The organism is Microbacterium rhizosphaerae, from assembly GCF_034120055.1.
GTDB classification, from domain to species: domain Bacteria; phylum Actinomycetota; class Actinomycetes; order Actinomycetales; family Microbacteriaceae; genus Microbacterium; species Microbacterium rhizosphaerae.
Genome location: NZ_CP139368.1, coordinates 2,253,177 through 2,269,471 on the forward strand (window position 1 = coordinate 2,253,177; position 16,295 = coordinate 2,269,471).

16 protein-coding genes are annotated in these 16,295 nt (G+C 71.0%); 6 read left to right on the top strand and 10 right to left on the bottom strand.

Annotated features, from left to right (window positions below; translation table 11 throughout):
- Window positions 1-12: 12 nt before the first annotated feature.
- Both SM116_RS10030 and SM116_RS10035 read right to left on the bottom strand, forming a co-directional pair.
- Window positions 13-2,016 carry an acetyl/propionyl/methylcrotonyl-CoA carboxylase subunit alpha gene (locus SM116_RS10030; protein WP_320940844.1) on the bottom strand — a complete coding sequence of 668 codons (2,004 nt, stop codon included), beginning with the start codon at window positions 2,014-2,016 and terminating at the stop codon, window positions 13-15.
- A 5-nt stretch (window positions 2,017-2,021) separates the two neighbouring features.
- On the bottom strand, window positions 2,022-3,650 hold the full coding sequence (locus SM116_RS10035; protein WP_320940845.1) for a carboxyl transferase domain-containing protein: 1,629 nt from the start codon (window positions 3,648-3,650) through the stop codon (window positions 2,022-2,024).
- Window positions 3,651-3,755: 105 nt separating this feature from the next.
- On the opposite strand from SM116_RS10035, the gene SM116_RS10040 reads away from it, so the two are divergent.
- On the top strand, window positions 3,756-4,355 hold the full coding sequence (locus SM116_RS10040; RefSeq protein WP_320940846.1) for an SACE_7040 family transcriptional regulator: 600 nt from the start codon (window positions 3,756-3,758) through the stop codon (window positions 4,353-4,355).
- 23 nt (window positions 4,356-4,378) lie between these two features.
- On the opposite strand, the gene SM116_RS10045 is transcribed toward SM116_RS10040, so the two are convergent.
- Genes SM116_RS10045 through pdhA form a run of 3 tightly spaced genes read right to left on the bottom strand, consistent with a single transcriptional unit; the run spans window position 4,379 to window position 7,946 of the window.
- The gene (locus SM116_RS10045) at window positions 4,379-5,743 is read right to left on the bottom strand and encodes a dihydrolipoamide acetyltransferase family protein (RefSeq protein ID WP_320940847.1); all 1,365 of its coding nucleotides are present in this window, start codon (window positions 5,741-5,743) and stop codon (window positions 4,379-4,381) included.
- Window positions 5,740-6,804 carry an alpha-ketoacid dehydrogenase subunit beta gene (locus tag SM116_RS10050; RefSeq protein ID WP_320940848.1) on the bottom strand — a complete coding sequence of 355 codons (1,065 nt, stop codon included), beginning with the start codon at window positions 6,802-6,804 and terminating at the stop codon, window positions 5,740-5,742. Before SM116_RS10050 ends, SM116_RS10045 begins: the two co-directional genes overlap by 4 nt.
- Window positions 6,801-7,946 (bottom strand): pyruvate dehydrogenase (acetyl-transferring) E1 component subunit alpha, encoded by a 1,146-nt coding sequence (pdhA, locus tag SM116_RS10055; RefSeq protein ID WP_320940849.1) that lies wholly within the window; start codon window positions 7,944-7,946, stop codon window positions 6,801-6,803. Before pdhA ends, SM116_RS10050 begins: the two co-directional genes overlap by 4 nt.
- A gap of 155 nt (window positions 7,947-8,101) precedes the next feature.
- Between pdhA and SM116_RS10060 the strand changes: the two genes are divergently transcribed.
- On the top strand, window positions 8,102-8,572 hold the full coding sequence (locus SM116_RS10060) for an Lrp/AsnC family transcriptional regulator (RefSeq protein ID WP_320940850.1): 471 nt from the start codon (window positions 8,102-8,104) through the stop codon (window positions 8,570-8,572).
- Here the strand turns inward: SM116_RS10060 and SM116_RS10065 are convergent.
- Window positions 8,547-9,539, bottom strand: coding sequence for an EamA family transporter (locus SM116_RS10065; RefSeq protein ID WP_320940851.1), 993 nt, complete (start codon window positions 9,537-9,539; stop codon window positions 8,547-8,549). The genes SM116_RS10060 and SM116_RS10065 overlap by 26 nt on opposite strands.
- A 75-nt stretch (window positions 9,540-9,614) precedes the next feature.
- Here SM116_RS10065 and SM116_RS10070 point away from each other — a divergent pair, with 75 nt between their 5' ends.
- A complete protein-coding gene (locus SM116_RS10070) occupies window positions 9,615-10,169 on the top strand; it encodes a CGNR zinc finger domain-containing protein (protein ID WP_320944153.1) in 555 nt (184 codons plus the stop codon).
- On the opposite strand, the gene SM116_RS10075 is transcribed toward SM116_RS10070, so the two are convergent.
- Complete coding sequence (locus SM116_RS10075; protein WP_320940852.1) at window positions 10,129-11,028, bottom strand: alpha/beta fold hydrolase; 900 nt, start codon at window positions 11,026-11,028, stop codon at window positions 10,129-10,131. The genes SM116_RS10070 and SM116_RS10075 overlap by 41 nt on opposite strands.
- 71 nt (window positions 11,029-11,099) lie before the next feature.
- Between SM116_RS10075 and SM116_RS10080 the strand changes: the two genes are divergently transcribed.
- The gene (locus SM116_RS10080) at window positions 11,100-11,825 is read left to right on the top strand and encodes an exonuclease domain-containing protein (RefSeq protein WP_320940853.1); all 726 of its coding nucleotides are present in this window, start codon (window positions 11,100-11,102) and stop codon (window positions 11,823-11,825) included.
- Window positions 11,826-11,916: 91 nt separating this feature from the next.
- Here SM116_RS10080 and SM116_RS10085 read toward each other — a convergent pair whose 3' ends face one another.
- From SM116_RS10085 to glgA, 3 genes are all read right to left on the bottom strand, one after another.
- Complete coding sequence (locus SM116_RS10085; protein WP_320940854.1) at window positions 11,917-12,177, bottom strand: type B 50S ribosomal protein L31; 261 nt, start codon at window positions 12,175-12,177, stop codon at window positions 11,917-11,919.
- Window positions 12,178-12,303: 126 nt separating this feature from the next.
- Window positions 12,304-13,089 carry an ABC transporter ATP-binding protein gene (locus SM116_RS10090; RefSeq protein ID WP_320940855.1) on the bottom strand — a complete coding sequence of 262 codons (786 nt, stop codon included), beginning with the start codon at window positions 13,087-13,089 and terminating at the stop codon, window positions 12,304-12,306.
- A gap of 9 nt (window positions 13,090-13,098) precedes the next feature.
- Entirely contained in the window at window positions 13,099-14,298 is a 1,200-nt protein-coding gene (gene glgA / locus SM116_RS10095) for a glycogen synthase (protein ID WP_320940856.1), read from the bottom strand.
- Window positions 14,299-14,344: 46 nt separating this feature from the next.
- On the opposite strand from glgA, the gene SM116_RS10100 reads away from it, so the two are divergent.
- Together SM116_RS10100 and serB are read left to right on the top strand one after the other, a co-directional pair.
- Window positions 14,345-15,589 (top strand): glucose-1-phosphate adenylyltransferase, encoded by a 1,245-nt coding sequence (locus tag SM116_RS10100; protein WP_320940857.1) that lies wholly within the window; start codon window positions 14,345-14,347, stop codon window positions 15,587-15,589.
- A 54-nt stretch (window positions 15,590-15,643) separates the two neighbouring features.
- Window positions 15,644-16,285 carry a phosphoserine phosphatase SerB gene (gene serB, locus SM116_RS10105; RefSeq protein WP_320940858.1) on the top strand — a complete coding sequence of 214 codons (642 nt, stop codon included), beginning with the start codon at window positions 15,644-15,646 and terminating at the stop codon, window positions 16,283-16,285.
- Window positions 16,286-16,295 lie beyond the last annotated feature (10 nt).

Genomic DNA, 16,295 nt, shown 5'->3' on the forward strand with positions numbered 1-16,295 from the left:
CTCCTCGGGATGTCAGTCGCCTGCGGATGCGGCGGAGTCTGCGGATTCGGGGGCGGGCGCATCGACCCGCGCGATCTTCTCGCCGAGGCGCACCTGCGCCCCGGCGCTGACCGAGAGGGTGACGACCCCGTCATGCGGTGCCGTCACGGGATGCTCCATCTTCATGGCCTCGATGGTCGCGATGCGGTCGCCGGCAGTGACGGAGTCGCCGTCGACGACGTGCACGGCGACGACGGCACCCGGCATCGGCGCCCGCAGGTCCGGGTCGGCTGCGCCGTCGCCGCGGCCGCGCTGAGCCAGCCGGATGTCGGCCGCCTGGCGGCGGGTCACGGGACGCAGGGTGGTCGTGACGCCGTCGGCATGCACCCAGAGCCGTCCGTCGGCGTCGCGGGCGAGCGGCAGGTCGCGTCCCGCTCGAGCGGGAGGGGGCACAGGCGACGCCGTCACGAGACGGCCGTCGGATGTCTCGAAGCTCTCGAGGAGCGCGACCGCCGGGGCACCCGCGCGCCACCCCGAGCGTGACAGCCACAACGGCGAGGCGTGCTGCACACGACCCTCTGCCGTCGCCGCATCCGCCGCCGCGATCACGGTGGCCGCGGCCGACAGCGCAGCAGCCGACGGCTCCGGGTCGGTGTAGGGCGGCAGTCGGTCGATGAGTCCGGTGTCGAGGTCGCCCGCCACGACGGCGGGGTCGTTCAGCAGCGTGCGGAGGAAGCCGATGTTCGTCTCCACGCCGAGCAGCACCGTGTCGCCCAGCGCGCGGTCGAGGGCCGCGACGGCGCCCGCCCGGTCGTCGGCGTGCGCGATGACCTTCGCGATCATCGGGTCGTAGTCGGCGGTGACGACGGAGCCGGTCTCGACCGCTGCATCCGTCCGCGCCTCCACGGACGGCCGCCACACGAGCACGTGCCCGGTCTGCGGCAGGAATCCGCGCGCCGGGCTCTCGGCGTACACGCGCGCCTCGATGGCGTGTCCGGTGAGCACCACGTCGTCCTGGTCGAGCGGCAGCGGCTCGCCGGCGGCGGTGCGCAGCTGCAGCTCGACGAGATCGAGACCCGTGACGAGCTCGGTCACCGGGTGCTCCACCTGCAGGCGCGTGTTCATCTCGATGAAGAAGAAGTCGTCGGGGCGATCCCCGGCGACGAGGAACTCGACGGTCCCGGCGCCGACGTAGTCCACGCTGGCCGCCGCCGCGCACGCCGCTGCACCCAGTCGCGCGCGCGTCGCCGCGTCGATCACGGGTGAGGGAGCCTCCTCGACGACCTTCTGATGCCGGCGCTGGAGTGTGCACTCCCGCTCCCCGAGATGGATGACGTGTCCGTGTGCATCCGCCATCACCTGCACCTCGATGTGCCGGGGACGCTCGATGAGGCGCTCGAGGAGCAAGGTGTCGTCGCCGAAGGCCGCGGCCGACACGCGTCGCGCCGTGGCGAGCGCGGGCCGCAGCTCGGCCGCGGACCGCACGACCTGCATGCCCTTGCCGCCGCCGCCGGCCGACGGCTTCACGAGCAGCGGATAGCCGGCGGCATCCGCCCGCGCCGCGACCTCGTCGTCGGACATCCCCGCGGCACTGAACCCCGGCACGATCGGCACGCCGTGGGAGGCGACATGGTCGCGCGCACGGATCTTGTCGCCCATGACCTCGAGCGCCCGTTCGCCCGGCCCGATGAACACGATGCCGGCATCGGCGCACGCCCGGGCGAACGCCGCATTCTCGGAGAGGAAGCCGTAGCCGGGATGGATGGCCTGAGCGCCCGCAGACTGCGCCGCCGCGATCACCGCGCCGATGTCGAGATACGATTCCGCCGCCGCTGCCGGCCCGATCCGCACCGCGGTGTCGGCTTCCCGCACGTGCGGAGCGTCGGCGTCCGCGTCGCTGAACACGGCGACGGAGCGGATGCCGAGTCGGCGCAGCGTGCGGATCACGCGTTGCGCGATCTCACCGCGATTGGCGACGAGGACGGTGTCGAACCCCTCGACAGGCTCGGGGACCGATTCGGCTGGGCGGGTGATCATGGGGCTCACATCCGGAAGACGCCGAAGCGCGGCTCGGGCAGCGGGACTCGGGAGACGACGTCGAGCGCGAGGCCGAGGGCGTCGCGGGTGTCGAGCGGATCGAGGATGCCGTCGTCCCACAGGCGGGCGGTCGCGTAATAGGGGTCGCCCTGCTCTTCGTACTGCCGCCGGATGGGCGACTCGAAAGCCGCGCGCTCGTCGTCGGGCCAGTCCTCCCCCCGCGCGGCGAGCTGGTCCGCACGGACCGTGGACAGCACGGATGCCGCCTGCGGGCCGCCCATGACCGAGATGCGGCTGGCCGGCCACGACCACAGGAACCGCGGCGAGTACGCGCGGCCGCACATGGAGTAGTTGCCCGCGCCGAAGGAGCCGCCGACGATGACCGTGAGCTTCGGCACGCGGGTCGTCGCGACCGCGGTGACCATCTTGGCGCCGTCCTTGGCGATGCCGCCGGCCTCGGCATCCCGTCCGACGAGGAAGCCGGTGATGTTCTGCAGGAACAGCAGCGGGATGCCGCGCTGGTCGCACAGCTCGATGAAGTGCGCTCCCTTGAGTGCGGATTCGGAGAACAGGATGCCGTTGTTGGCCACGATCCCCACCGGGTGACCGTGGATGTGGGCGAAGCCCGTGACGAGCGTCGTGCCGTAGTTGCGCTTGAACTCGTGGAAGGCGCTCGCATCCACGAGGCGCGCGATGACCTCGCGCACGTCGTACGGCCGCGTGACGTCCACCGGGACGATGCCGTACAGCTCCGCCGGATCGGCCGCGGGCGGGACGCTCTCCAGGACGGTCCAGGCGGGCTCGAGAGGTTGCGGCAGCGTCGCGACGATGTCGCGGACGATCTCGAGCGCGTGCTCGTCGTCCTCGGCGAGGTGGTCGACCACGCCCGAGCGGCGGGCGTGCAGCTCGCCGCCGCCCAGCTCCTCCGCGCTGACGATCTCGCCGATCGCGGCCTTCACGAGCGGCGGACCGCCGAGGAAGATCGTTCCCTGGTTGCGCACGATCACCGTCTCGTCGCTCATCGCAGGCACGTACGCCCCGCCGGCGGTGCACGAGCCGAGCACCGCGGCGATCTGCGGAATGCCCGCCGCCGAGAGCCGTGCCTGGTTGAAGAAGATGCGGCCGAAATGGTCACGATCGGGGAACACCTCGTCCTGCTTCGGCAGGAAGGCGCCGCCCGAGTCCACGAGGTAGATGCACGGGAGGCGGTTCTCGAGGGCGATCTCCTGGGCGCGCAGGTGCTTCTTCACCGTCAGCGGATAGTACGTGCCGCCCTTGACCGTCGCGTCGTTGCACACCACGATCACCTGCCGGCCGTGCACGAGCCCGATGCCCGCGATAAGACCTGCTCCCGGCGCGTCGCCGTCGTACAGGCCCTCGGCGGCGAGCGGGGAGACCTCCAGGAAGGGACTTCCCTCGTCGAGCAGCCGCAGCACCCGGTCGCGCGGCAGCAGCTTGCCGCGCGACGCATGGCGCTCGCGGGAGCGCTCGGGTCCGCCGAGGGATGCCGCGGCCACTCGCTCGCGCAGGGCCTCGGCGAGTCGCCGCTGCGCTGCATACCCCTCGTCGTAGGCCTCACCACGAGCCGGCGCGGTGCCGATCCGCTCCCCCGAGGGAAGAGCCGTCCCCGTCATGCCATCTCCCTCGACGTCACGATCGCATCACGTCCGTTGAACGGACCGCAGATGCGCGGTTAGTGTTCATTAACCTCTCGCCCATGTTAGTGAGGATTAACTGAAATGCCAAGGGGAGCCACCGAGCGCCGCCGCGCGAAATCGGATCGTCAGGCCGCGCTCGTGCGCGAAGCCGCCCGCCTGTTCGCGGACCGCGGCTTCAGCGGTGTGAGTCTCGAGGACCTCGGCGCAGCCGTCGGGGTCAGCGGCCCGGCCGTGTACCGACACTTCGCGAACAAGCAGGCCCTCCTCGGAGCGATCCTGATCGGCGTCAGCGAGGGCCTGCGCGACGGCGGTCGGGCCGTGGTCGCCCAGCACGACGAGGCGCGGCGGCAGCTGGACGCGCTCGTCGACTTCCACGTCGACTTCGCGCTCGACGAGCCCGACGTCATCCGGGTCCAGGACCGCGACCTCGCCAGCCTGTCCGACCGGGACAGGTCGCAGGTCCGTCATCTGCAGCGCGAGTACATCGACACCTGGATCGGGGTGCTGCGGGAGGTTCATCCCGGGCGCTCCGAGGGCGATCTGCGTGTGCGCGCCCACGCCTGCTTCGGCCTCATCAACTCCACGCCGTACAGCCTGCGCGCATCGCGCGCCGCCTCCGTCGACGACGCCGTCGTGCGCGATGTGCTGCACGACATGGCGATCGCGGCGCTGTCCGCCTGACAGCGCCGCGATCGCCGTCGCGCTCAGCGCAGCAGCATCGCCCGTCCGGGCTCCCGCAGAACTCCGGCCACATCGCGCAGGAAGCGTGCGGCCTGCTCGCCGTCGACCAGCCGGTGGTCGAACGACAGGCTCAGGGTCATGACGTCGCGCAGGGCGATCTCGCCCCGGTGCTCCCACGGCTGCCGACGCACAGCACCGAGTGCGAGGATGGCGGCCTCGCCCGGGTTGACGATGGGCGTTCCGCCGTCCACTCCGAAGACGCCCACGTTGGTGATCGTGAACGTTCCGCCGAGCATCGACGCCGGCGTGGTCCGGCCGGCGCGCGCGGTCGCTGCGAGGTCGCGGATCGCGTCGGCGAGGCCGACGAGCGTCAGCTGCTCGGCATCCCGGATGGTGGGGACCACGAGCCCCCGCTCCGTCGCCGCGGCGATGCCGAGGTTGACGTAGCCGAACTCGACGATCTCCCCCGCCTGCTCGTCCCACCGCGAGTTGACGCTCGGGGTCGCGCCGAGCGCAAGGCACACGGCCTTCGCGGCGATCGCCATGATGCCGACGCGGTGACCCTCGAGTGAGCGATCGGCGGCCAGCGAGGCCACGAGCTCGGTCGTCGCGGTCACATCGACCGCGAGGAAAGTCGACGCCTGCGGCGCCGTGAAGGCGCTGCGCACCATGGCATCCGCCGTCGCCCTGCGGACGCCGCGGATCGGCGTGCGGGTCTCGCGCGGCCGCGCGCCGACGGACGTCACGACATCGGGCTCGGAGGCGATCGCCGGGATCGCCTGCGGCGCGGTCATGCGCGCCGCGTAGGCCTCGACGTCGGCGCGGGTGATGATCCCGGTCACGCCGGATGCCTCGACCAGGGCCAGGTCGACGCCCAGGTCCTTGGCGAGCTTGCGGACGGGCGGCGTGGACCGCGGCCGCTCCATCACGGGCTCGGGGGCCTCGCGCCGCGGCATCGCGTCGTGCGGGGCGGCCTCGAGCACCGCCGTGTCGGGACCGGAGGCCGCGCGCGCTCCGCGCGCCCTGCGCTGCGGCCGTCCGCCGGCCCGGGGCGCGGCGCCGTAGCCGACGAGGTTCGGGACCGCCTTCTCCGCCTCCGCGGGTTCGGCGGCCTCGGCGTGCGCCGGCGCCGCCTCGGCGGGCGCATCCTCACCCGTGTCGATCGTGATGACCACGTCGCCGACGGCGAACACGTCGCCCGGCGCGGCGTGCAGCGCCCCCACGGTGCCCGCGTACGGCGATGGCAGTTCGACGACGGCCTTGGCCGTCTCCACCTCGGCGATCGTCTGGTTCAGGCTGACGGTGTCGCCGGGCGCCACGAGCCACTGCACGAGCTCCGCCTCGGGAAGACCCTCGCCGAGGTCGGGAAGCCGGAAGTCCTGACTCATGCCCCCACACCCCCATCGACGGCCGCTGCGCGGTCGGCGGCCTCCGGCGACGCACTCTCCACGGGTGACAGGCTGTTCGGCCGATCCATCACGCGGTCCACCGCATCCAGGATCCGGTCGAGGTCGGGCAGGTGGTACTTCTCGAGCTTTGCGGGCGGGTACGGGATGTCATGGCCCGTCACGCGCACAGGCGCCGACTCGAGGTAGTTGAAGCAGCGCTCGGTGACGCTGGCGATGAGCTCGGCGCCCACTCCCGCCTCGCGGGCCGCCTCGTGCGTGACGACGACCCGTCCGGTCTTGCGGACCGACGCGGTCACCGTCCGGTAGTCGACGGGCGAGAGCGAGCGAAGGTCGATGACCTCGATCGACGTGCCCTCGTCCTCGGCGGCGGTGGCCGCATCCAGCGCCGTCTGCACCTGTGCGCCGTACGTGAGGATCGTCACGTCCCGTCCCTCCCGCGCGACGCGGGCGAGGCCCATGGGTGCGGCGTCGGCGAGCGGCGACTCGAGGTCGACCTCGCCCTTCGTGTGGTAGAGCCGCTTGGGCTCGAAGAAGACGACGGGGTCGTCGCTCGCGATCGCCTGCCGGAGCACGGTGAAGGCGTCCTGCGGGTTCGAGACCGCCACCACGCGCAGGCCCGACGTGTGCACGAAATAGGCCTCGGGAGACTCGGAATGGTGCTCGGCGGCGCCGACACCGCCGGCCCACGGGATGCGGATCGTGATCGGCATGCGCACCCTGCCGGCCGTGCGGTAGTGGAGCTTGGCCACCTGGCTCACGATCTGATCGAAAGCGGGGTACACGAAGCCGTCGAACTGGATCTCGACGACAGGGCGGAAGCCTCGGTACGCGAGACCGACGGCCGTGCCCACGATCCCCGACTCGGCGAGGGGGGTGTCGACGACCCGCGCCGCACCGAACTCGCTCTGCAGTCCGTCGGTGATGCGGAACACGCCGCCGAGCTTGCCGATGTCCTCGCCCATGAGCAGGACGCGGTCGTCGTCCCGCATCGCGCGGCGCAGGCCCTCGTTCAGGGCCTTCGCCATCGTCAGCTGGGTCATCGTGCGACCTCGCCCTCGGCCTCCGCGAACCCGTCCAGGTACGCGCTGAAGTCGGCGATCTGCTCGGCGATCCCGGTGTGCGGCTCGGCGTAGACGTTGTCGAAGACGCTCATCGCCGGCTTCGTCACGGCGCCGAGGCACGCGGCGCGCACCTGGGCGGCCATGTCGTCGGCCGCGGCCTGCACGGATGCCGCGAACTCGTCGCCGAACTCGCCGCGCGAGCGCAGGTACGCCTCGACACGGGTCAGCGGGTCGCGCGCGCGCCAGCGCTCGAGCTCGGCCGCGTCGCGGTAGCGGGTCGGGTCGTCGGACGTCGTGTGCGGACCCATGCGGTAGGTGACCGCTTCGATGAACGCGGGGCCCGCTCCGCTGCGGGCATGTGCCGCCGCCCACCGCATCGCGGCGAGGCAGGCCAGGACGTCGTTGCCGTCGACGCGCATGCTCGGGATGCCGAAGCCCGGTGCCCGGCCGGCGATCGGCGCGGCCGCCTGCACGCGAACGGGCTCGGAGATGGCGTACTGGTTGTTCGTGCACACGAACACGACGGGAGCGCCGAAGGATGCCGCGAACACCATCGCCTCGTTCACGTCGCCCTGGCTGGATGCGCCGTCGCCGAAGTACGTGACCGCGACCTGGTCGGCGCCGTCGCGCTGGATGCCCATCCCATAGCCGACGGCATGCAGCGTCTGCGCGCCGATGATGATCTGCGGAACGGCCGAGTGCATCGTCTCGGGCTCGAGCGTCGAGTGGGCCTCCCCGCGCCAGGACAGGACGAAGTCCGACGGGCGGGCGCCGCGGGCGTAGACCACGCCGATCTCGCGGTAGCTGGGGAAGGTGAAGTCGTCGGCGCGCAGACCGCGCGCGGTGCCGATCTGCGTCGCCTCCTGGCCGCTGCACGGCGCCCACAGACCGAGCTGGCCCTGACGCTGGAGGGCGACGCCCTCGGCGTCGATGCGCCGGAGTACGACCATGTCGCGATAGAGGGCCTGCAGCTGCGCGGCATCCACGTCCGCGATCCACGGGTCCAGGACGGAGTCGGCGATGCGCTCTCCGTCGGCGGTGAGCAGTCGTGCGACGTCGTCGATGTCGGCGCCGAGTTCGGCTGCGGGGGTGAGGGTGTGCACCATTGTCGTGACCTCCATTCCGCATCGGCCTCTTGGGCTCCGCGGGTCGTCATCGGCCTCTTCGCCGACCTGATACGAGCGTACGTCCGATATGCACCCCGCTCAAGCATGTCCGTTTTGCTTGAGCATGTTGCCCATCACTGGTCCCCGGACGCGTGCTAAAGTTGCGCATCATGAGCAACTTGGACCGCGTCGATCTCGAGCTCCTCAGCGCGCTCTCAGCGGATCATCGGGCGACCGTCGTCGCGCTCGCCGATCGCCTCGGGCTCTCCCGCAACACCGTCCAGGCGCGCATGGCCCGACTGGAGCGCGAGGGGGCGTTCCTGTCGTTCGAGCGGGCCGTCTCCACGAAGGCGCTCGGGTTCCCGATCGAAGCCTTCATCCACGTCACCGTGCGCCAGGTCGAGCTGCCGCAGATCACCGCCGAGCTGGTCCGCATCCCCGAAGTCGTGCAGGCGCACGGCCTGAGCGGTCAGATCGATCTGCTGGTGCGCGTGGCCTGTCTCGACACCCAGCATCTCTTCGAGACGGATGCCCGCATCCTGGCGATCGACGGCGTCGAGCGGACGGAGACCTCTCTCGTCATGGGCGAGGTCATCCCCCACCGCGTCGCTCCGCTCATGGACCTGGCGCGGGAGCGGTAGCGGCGTCCGCCGCGGACGTCGAGTCGGCGCGGACCAGCACGACGCCCACGAGGATCAGCGCTCCCCCGAGGAATTGGATGGGCGCGGGCGTCTCGCCGAGAAGCAGGCAGGCGAATCCGAGCGCGAAGAGCACCTCCGAGAGGCCGACGAACGAGGCCACGCGGGACCCGAGGCGCGGAATCGCCATGACGCCGAGCGCATAGCCGAGGGTCGTGCCGACCGCGGCCACCCACGTCATCGGCACGAACCACGGCACCTCGAGCCCGGAGAGCGCGACGGTTGCCGCCGGGGCGCGGAACGGCATGACGCCGATCGCGCAGAGGACGCCCATGGCCGCCGCACCCGTCAGGAGTCCTCCCGCCGCGAGAGCGAGCGGCGGCAGGCCGGCGCCCGCCCGCTCGGACGCGACGAAGTACACGCACACGCAGACGGCCGCGGCAAGGGCGAGAAGCGTGCCGACGAGGTCGAAGGACGCGCCGACGACGTTCACGACGAGGACGAGGCCCACCACCGCGACCACGGACCCCCACAGGACGAGCGCCGAGGGAGCGCGCCGGGTGCGCAGCCACGTGAAGGCGACCAGCAGCACGGGAGCGAGGTACTGGATGAGCAGGGCGACGGCCACCGGCATCCGCTGCATCGCCGAGAAGAAGAAGAGCTGACAGCCGAGGACCGGCACCAGCCCGAACAGGACGATCAATCCGCCGTGGCGGCGGAGGAAGCCGGGCTGCCGCCGGAGCGCGCGGATCAGCGCCGGCGAGAGGATCAGCCCGGAGACCCCCATGCGGACCAGCAGGGCGGCCCCGAGCGACCAGCCCGCCTCCAGAAGCGGCTTGACCAGCGGACCGCTCGACGAGAACGCCAGGGCGGACCCGATTCCGAGCAGCAGCCCGGTCGTCCGCACGCGCGCACGACTCCGTTCGCCCGCAGCGGCGACGGGAGGGAGGGAGGCGGTCGAAACGGTCATGGGCGGCATCCGACTGTCAGGGGTGAACGTTGTCTACACTGGTGACACTATCGATCGAGGATGTCAGGAGTCAACGTGGTGTTCATCCATGACACGCGTCAGTCGCTCACGGCTGCCGTTCACCTCGTCAACACGCTGCCCGGGATCGATCGCGACGACACGCTGCGCACGCTCGGGGACCTCGATGCGTATCTCGCGGTGAACCCGTTCACGGGGATGCTGCGACGGGATGCGTCCGAGCTCGCCGCCGTGCGCAGCATCCGCCCGCGACTGCGCGCGCTCTGGGACGTCGACCGTGACGGCGCGGTGCCGCTCGTCAACGAGATGCTCCGCGACGGCAAGGCGCTCCCCCAGCTGACGATCCACGACGGCTACGACTGGCACATCCACGCGACGGCCGACGACTCGCCTCTGCAGACCCGCATCCTCGTGGAGGCCGCCATGGCGTTCGTGGACGTGATCCGGTCCGACGAGTACGACCGCGTGCGGGTGTGCTCGGCCGATGACTGCGACGCGGTGTACGTCGACTACTCGAAGAACGGATCCAAGCGCTACTGCGACACCGGCAATTGCGGCAACCGGATGAACGTCAACGCGTACCGCCGTCGGAAGGCGCAAGAAACCGCGTGATGGCGGCCGCCGCCGCCTGCGGCGTCTCGTAGTGGATGAGATGCCCGACGTCGGCGATCTCGACCAGCTGCGCGTCGGGGAACATCGCGACGAGCCGGCGCTCCGCCTCGATGGGCGTGATGTCGTCCTTCTGCGCAGCGACCAGCAGGGTCGGCTGCGCGATGAGCGGCGCGAACTCGCGCACGTCGTGCGACACGGATGCCACGAACGCATCGTGCAGCACATCCCGGTCGGCGAAGCGCGAGAAGTACGTGTCGTGCTGATCGTGCACGAAACGCCGCAGCTCGGGCTCGCGCGTCTTCGCCATCGACTCGCTCATGCCGCGCACGATCAGCGGGCTGCGCAGCAGCGCCTCGCCTGCGGGCCGCGGCAGTCGCGCCCCTGCCCAGTAGTAGAAGACCGCGAGTCGCGTCAGCACGCCACGCGGTCCCTCGAGCGCCGGCGCTCCGATCGGGTTCACGAGGATCAGGCGGTCGGTCGGCAGCCCCCAGGCGACGGCGGCGGCCGCGACGATCGAGCCGAAGCTGTGGCCCAGGACGACGGCTCCCGGGGCGACCGCCGCGACGAAGGCCGTGAGCCACTCGGCGTAGGTGTCGAGCGTGTGGCGGCGGCCCGGAAGCGGCGCCGATTCGCCGAAGCCGGGGAGGTCGGGTGAGACGATCCGGATGCCGGGCAGGTGGGCGACCACCGGCTCGAGTCCGTGGTGCTCTCCGCGGAAACCGTGCACGGCGACGATGGTGGTCCCGGCATCGGCGGGACCGTAGACCCAGTAGGCCGTCGTGCCCGCGCACACCTCGACCTCGCGCCGCTCGACCGGGATCTCGGCGAGTCGGGCGGCGTACGGGTTCACGGCGGGCACCCGTCGAGTCTACGAGCCGCCGCCGGCGCGCCGGACGGTCGCTGTCGGAGGCCACCCATACCGTGGGCGGCATGCACGACGGCCCGCCGCTCTTCGAGATGGACGCTCCGGAATGGGCGTACGGCGTCGGCGTGTTCGACCTGGAGACCACCGGCATCGACGTCGAGCGGGATCGCATCGTGACCGCGCATGTGGGTGTGCTCGGCCCGGACGGCGCGGTGCGGCGGTCACGGGCATGGATGGCGGACCCCGGAGTGGAGATCCCGGCCGAGGCCAGCGCCGTGCACGGCATCTCGAGCGCGCAGGCGCGCGCACAGGGGCGACCCGCTGCCGAGGTCGTGGCGGAGGTCGTCGACACGCTCCGAGCGGTGTTCGCCGCCGGATATCCGGTGGTCGCCTACAACGCGCCGTTCGACTTCTCGATGCTGCGCCATGAGGCCGTGCGTCACGGCGTCGAGCCGATCGACCGGCCCTCGCCCGTCATCGACCCGCTCGTGCTCGACAAGTTCATGGACCGCTATCGCCCCGGCAGGCGCACGCTCTCCGTGGTGGCGGAGCACTACCGCGTGGTGCTCGCGGACGCCCACGACGCATCCGCCGACGCCGTCGCCGCCGGCCGCGTCGCTCTGGCCCTCGCGGAGCGCTTCGGCCCTTCGCTCCCCCGCACCGCCGGGGAGCTGCACACCCGGCAGATCTCGTGGGCGCGCCTCCAGGCGGAGAGCCTCACGGAGTACTTCGTCCGGATCGGGCGCATCGACCCGGAGGAGCGCCTCGACGGCCGCTGGCCGATCCGATGAGCCGGCACGGCTCTGCATCCGTGGCCGCTGCCACCTCCGGCGACGACGAAGGCCCCGCCGGGGCGGGGCCTTCGGAACGTGCGGGGCTCGATTACTTCGAGGAGCCGCCGCCGAAGTTCTTGAAGCGCTGGTTGAACTTCTCGACGCGGCCGGCCGAGTCGAGGATGCGCTGCTTGCCCGTGTAGAACGGGTGCGAGGCGGACGAGATCTCGACGTCGATGACGGGGTACTCGGCGCCTTCGAACTCGATGGTCTTGTCGCTCGAGACAGTGGAGCGCGTGAGGAACAGCTCGCCCGAGCCGAGATCGCGGAACACGACGGCCTGGTAGTTCGGGTGGATGTCAGTCTTCATGGGAAGTCCTTCAAAGTGTGGTGCCCTGGATTTTGCCAGGGCGGACGAAGTCTGCGGTGCGAGCGCACCAAGGATCGAGTCTACCAGCAACACGGTCCGCCCGAGGAATCGGGGCGGGCGCCGTCGTCAGGCCGCGGCGCGCGCGGCGAAGCGGCCGTCCGCCTCGGTGAGCACGATCGGCATCCCGAACGTCTCGGTGAGGTTGTCGGAGGTCAGGGTGCCGGCGAGCGGGCCCGATGCCACGGCCTGGCCGTCGCGCAGCAGCAGCACGTGTGTGAAGCCGACGGGGATCTCCTCCACGTGGTGCGTGACCATGATCATCGCCGGGGTCGTCGGCGCCTGGGCGTAGCCGCTGAGCAGGGCGAGCAGCTCTTCGCGCGCGCCCAGATCGAGACTCGCGCTCGGCTCGTCGAGGAGAAGGAGCTCGGGGTCGGTCATGACCGCGCGCGCGATCTGGACCCGCTTCTGCTCGCCGTCGGACAGCGTGCCGAAGGTGCGGTCGGCGAGATGGTCGAGATGCCACTCGGCGAGCACGCGCAAGGCGCGACGCTCGTCGATGTCGTCGTAGTCCTCGCGCCAGCGGCCGAGGACCGAGTAGGCGGCCGTCATGACGACGTTCAGCACCGTCTCCTCGGGCGGCACCTGGCGCGCCATGGCGGTCGAGGCGAAGCCGATGCGCGGACGCAGCTCGAACACGTCGCTGCGGCCCAGCTGCTCGCCGAGGATGCGGACGATGCCCGACGTCGGATGCATCAGGGTGTCGGCGAGCTGCAGGAGCGTCGTCTTGCCCGCGCCGTTCGGCCCGAGGATCACCCAGCGCTCGTCGTCCCGCACAGTCCACGAGAGGTGGTCGACGATGTCACGGGAACTGCGGCGGACGACGACGTCGGAGAACTCGAGGACCTCAGGCATCTGCCCAGCCTATCGAGACTCGGCGGCGACCTCCGCGTACAGTGCGGCCGTCTGGGCGGCGATGGCGGCCCAGCTGAAGTCCTCGGTGGCGCGAGCCCGACCGGCCGCGCCGTAGGCGGCCGCCCGCTCCGGATCCGTCGCCACCTCGGTCAGCACGCGGGCGAGGTCGGCGACGAAGGCGTCCGGATCGATGGGCGTGCCGCTGCCGTCCTGCACCTGGTCGATCGGCACCAGCCGGCCCGTCACGCCGTCGCTGACGACCTCGGGGATGCCGCCTGTCGCGGTTCCGACCACGGCCGCGCCGCACGCCATCGCCTCGAGGTTCACGATGCCGAGCGGCTCGTAGATCGACGGACAGACGAAGGTCGTCGCTGCGGCCAGGATCGTGCAGAGCTCGGGCCTTGACAGCATCCTGTCGATCCAGACCACGCCATCGCGCGTCTCCTGCAGTCCCTGGACGAGACCCTGCACCTCCGCCATGATCTCGGGCGTGTCCGGCGCGCCGGCGCACAGCACGAGCTGCACCTCCGGCGGCAGCAGGGCCGCAGCGCGCAGGAGATACGGCAGACCCTTCTGGCGGGTGATGCGGCCCACGAAGACGATGGACGGACGGCTCGGATCGATGCCCTGCTCAGCCAGGTACCCCGGGTCGTCGACGGGATGCCACGCCTCGACGTCGATGCCGTTGTAGATGACCCGCACCTTGGCGGGATCGAGCGAGGGGTAGCTGCGGAGGATGTCTCGTCGCATCCCGTCGCTGACCGCCACGACCGCAGCGGCACCTTCGTACGCCGTCTTCTCGATGTAGCTCGACACGCGGTACCCGCCGCCGAGCTGCTCCGCCTTCCACGGCCGCAGCGGCTCCAGGCTGTGGGCGGTGACGATGTGCGGGATGCCGTACAGGAGCGACGAGAGGTGACCCGCGAAGTTCGCGTACCACGTGTGGCTGTGCACGACGTCGGCCCCCGCCACGTCGGGGACGATCTCGAGGTCCGTGCCGAGCGTCTGGATGGCGCCGTTCGCACCCGCGAGCCCCGGTGGGACGCCGTGCGAGGTGGTGCCCTCCTCGTCGCGTTCGGCGCCGAAGGCGTGCACCCGGACATCGAGGCCGTCCTCGACGCGCAGCGCCTTCACGAGCTCGGCGGCATGCACGCCGGCGCCCCCGTAGATCTCCGGCGGATACTCCTTGGTCACGATGTCGACGCGCATGACGAAACGCTAGTACAGGCTGGGGCGAGCACCTATGGTGGGTGCCATGCCAGCAGCACCGAAAGTGTTCGGAATCATCCTCGCCGGCGGCGAAGGCAAGCGGCTGATGCCCCTGACGGCTGATCGGGCCAAGCCCGCGGTGCCGTTCGGAGGCCAGTACCGCCTGATCGACTTCGCCATCTCGAACCTGATCAACTCGGGTCTGAGACAGATCGTGGTGCTGACGCAGTACAAGTCCCATAGCCTCGACAGGCACATCTCGCAGACGTGGCGCATGTCGGCGCTGCTCGACTCGTACGTCGCCTCCGTGCCGGCGCAGCAGCGCCTCGGCAAGCGGTGGTTCTCCGGGTCGGCCGACGCCATCCTGCAGAGCCTGAACCTCATCAACGACGAGAAGCCCGACATCGTGGTCGTCATCGGCGCCGACCACGTGTACCGCATGGACTTCCGCCAGATGCTGGACGCGCACATCGAATCGGATGCCCGTGCGACGGTCGCCGGCATCCGTCAGCCGATCTCGCTCGCGAACCAGTTCGGCGTCATCGATGTCGCCGGCGACGACCCGACGCGCATCAACGAGTTCCTGGAGAAGCCGCAGAACCCGACGGGTCTCGCGGATGCGCCGCACGAGGTGCTCGCCTCGATGGGCAACTACATCTTCGACGCCGATGCCCTGATCGACGCCGTCGAGTCGGACGGAGAGCTGTCGGCGTCCAACCACGACATGGGCGGCGACATCGTCCCCTACTTCGTCGGTCGCGGGGAGGCGGGCGTCTACGACTTCAAGCGCAACGACGTGCCGGGATCGACGGATCGCGACCGTGCGTACTGGCGGGATGTCGGCACGATCGACTCGTTCTTCGACGCGCACCGCGATCTCATCTCCACGCTGCCGATCTTCAACCTGTACAACACCGAGTGGCCGATCCACGCGCAGGCCGTGAACTCGCCGCCGGCGAAGTTCGTGCGCGACTCGGTCGGCCGGATCGGCACGGCGATCGACTCCGTGGTCTCGCTCGGCTCGGTGCTCTCGGGCACGCACCTCGAGCGCAGCGTCGTGGGGCCCTGGACGCTCGCGGGCGGCGGCTCGACGATCACCGACTCCGTGCTCTTCGACCAGGTCAACGTCGGTCCGGGTGCCCGGGTGCACCGCGCGATCCTCGACAAGAACGTGGTGCTGGCGCCCGGGGCGACGGTGGGCGTCGATCGCGAGCGCGACCTGGCGCGAGGTTTCACGGTGACCGATTCGGGCATCACCGTGGTCGGCAAGAACGTCCGGGTGGAGGCGTGACGCTCTGAGACGCCGCGGTCGGGACGCCCGCGGTCTGCTCGGTACGGTGGTGGAATGCTCCCCCGCCGTGCCCGGTTCCTGGTCGTCCTCGACGCCGACTCGACGCTGATCCGCAACGAGGTCATCGAACTGATCGCCGCGGAGGCGAGTCGCGAGGCCGAGGTGGCCGCGGCGACGGAGGCCGCCATGCGCGGCGAGGTCGACTTCGCCACGAGTCTGCGGTCGCGCGTCACAGCCCTGCGCGGCGTGCCGCTCGAGTCGTTCGCGCGCGTGCTCTCGCGCATCGAGCCCACACCGGGAGTTCTGGAGCTGACCTCCGCCGTGCATGCGCGCGGCGGCGCCGTCGGAGTCGTGTCGGGCGGCTTCCACGAGATCCTCGACGAGATCGCCCCGCGGCTGGGCGTGGACATCTGGCGCGCGAATCGGCTGGCAGTCGAGGACGGCCGACTTTCCGGCGTCGTCGAGGGCGCAATCGTGGATGCCGCGGCCAAGGCCGCGGCGCTCCTCGAGTGGGCCGAGCAGCTCGGCATTCCGGCCCGCCGCACCATCGCGATCGGCGACGGAGCGAACGACCTGCTCATGATGGCCGAGGCCGGTCTCGGCCTCGCCTTCAACGCGAAGCCCGCGGTGCGGGCGCGGGCCGACCTGGTGGTCGGCCGTGTCGACCTGTCGCAGGTCGTGCCGTTGCTGCCCTGATCCGTCGGAC

Bases quoted from the DNA above. Each gene is read 5' to 3' on its own strand.
- SM116_RS10045 (WP_320940847.1), bottom strand. From the start codon at position 5,743: ATGAGTCAGGACTTCCGGCTTCCCGACCTCGGCGAGGGTCTTCCCGAG.
- SM116_RS10080 (WP_320940853.1), top strand. From the start codon at position 11,100: ATGCACGACGGCCCGCCGCTCTTCGAGATGGACGCTCCGGAATGGGCG.
- SM116_RS10040 (WP_320940846.1), top strand. From the start codon at position 3,756: ATGCCAAGGGGAGCCACCGAGCGCCGCCGCGCGAAATCGGATCGTCAG.
- SM116_RS10100 (WP_320940857.1), top strand. From the start codon at position 14,345: ATGCCAGCAGCACCGAAAGTGTTCGGAATCATCCTCGCCGGCGGCGAA.
- SM116_RS10065 (WP_320940851.1), bottom strand. From the start codon at position 9,539: ATGACCGTTTCGACCGCCTCCCTCCCTCCCGTCGCCGCTGCGGGCGAA.
- SM116_RS10030 (WP_320940844.1), bottom strand. From the start codon at position 2,016: ATGATCACCCGCCCAGCCGAATCGGTCCCCGAGCCTGTCGAGGGGTTC.
- pdhA (WP_320940849.1), bottom strand. From the start codon at position 7,946: ATGGAGGTCACGACAATGGTGCACACCCTCACCCCCGCAGCCGAACTC.
- SM116_RS10090 (WP_320940855.1), bottom strand. From the start codon at position 13,089: ATGCCTGAGGTCCTCGAGTTCTCCGACGTCGTCGTCCGCCGCAGTTCC.
- glgA (WP_320940856.1), bottom strand. From the start codon at position 14,298: ATGCGCGTCGACATCGTGACCAAGGAGTATCCGCCGGAGATCTACGGG.
- SM116_RS10085 (WP_320940854.1), bottom strand. From the start codon at position 12,177: ATGAAGACTGACATCCACCCGAACTACCAGGCCGTCGTGTTCCGCGAT.
- SM116_RS10060 (WP_320940850.1), top strand. From the start codon at position 8,102: ATGAGCAACTTGGACCGCGTCGATCTCGAGCTCCTCAGCGCGCTCTCA.
- serB (WP_320940858.1), top strand. From the start codon at position 15,644: ATGCTCCCCCGCCGTGCCCGGTTCCTGGTCGTCCTCGACGCCGACTCG.
- SM116_RS10050 (WP_320940848.1), bottom strand. From the start codon at position 6,804: ATGACCCAGCTGACGATGGCGAAGGCCCTGAACGAGGGCCTGCGCCGC.
- SM116_RS10035 (WP_320940845.1), bottom strand. From the start codon at position 3,650: ATGACGGGGACGGCTCTTCCCTCGGGGGAGCGGATCGGCACCGCGCCG.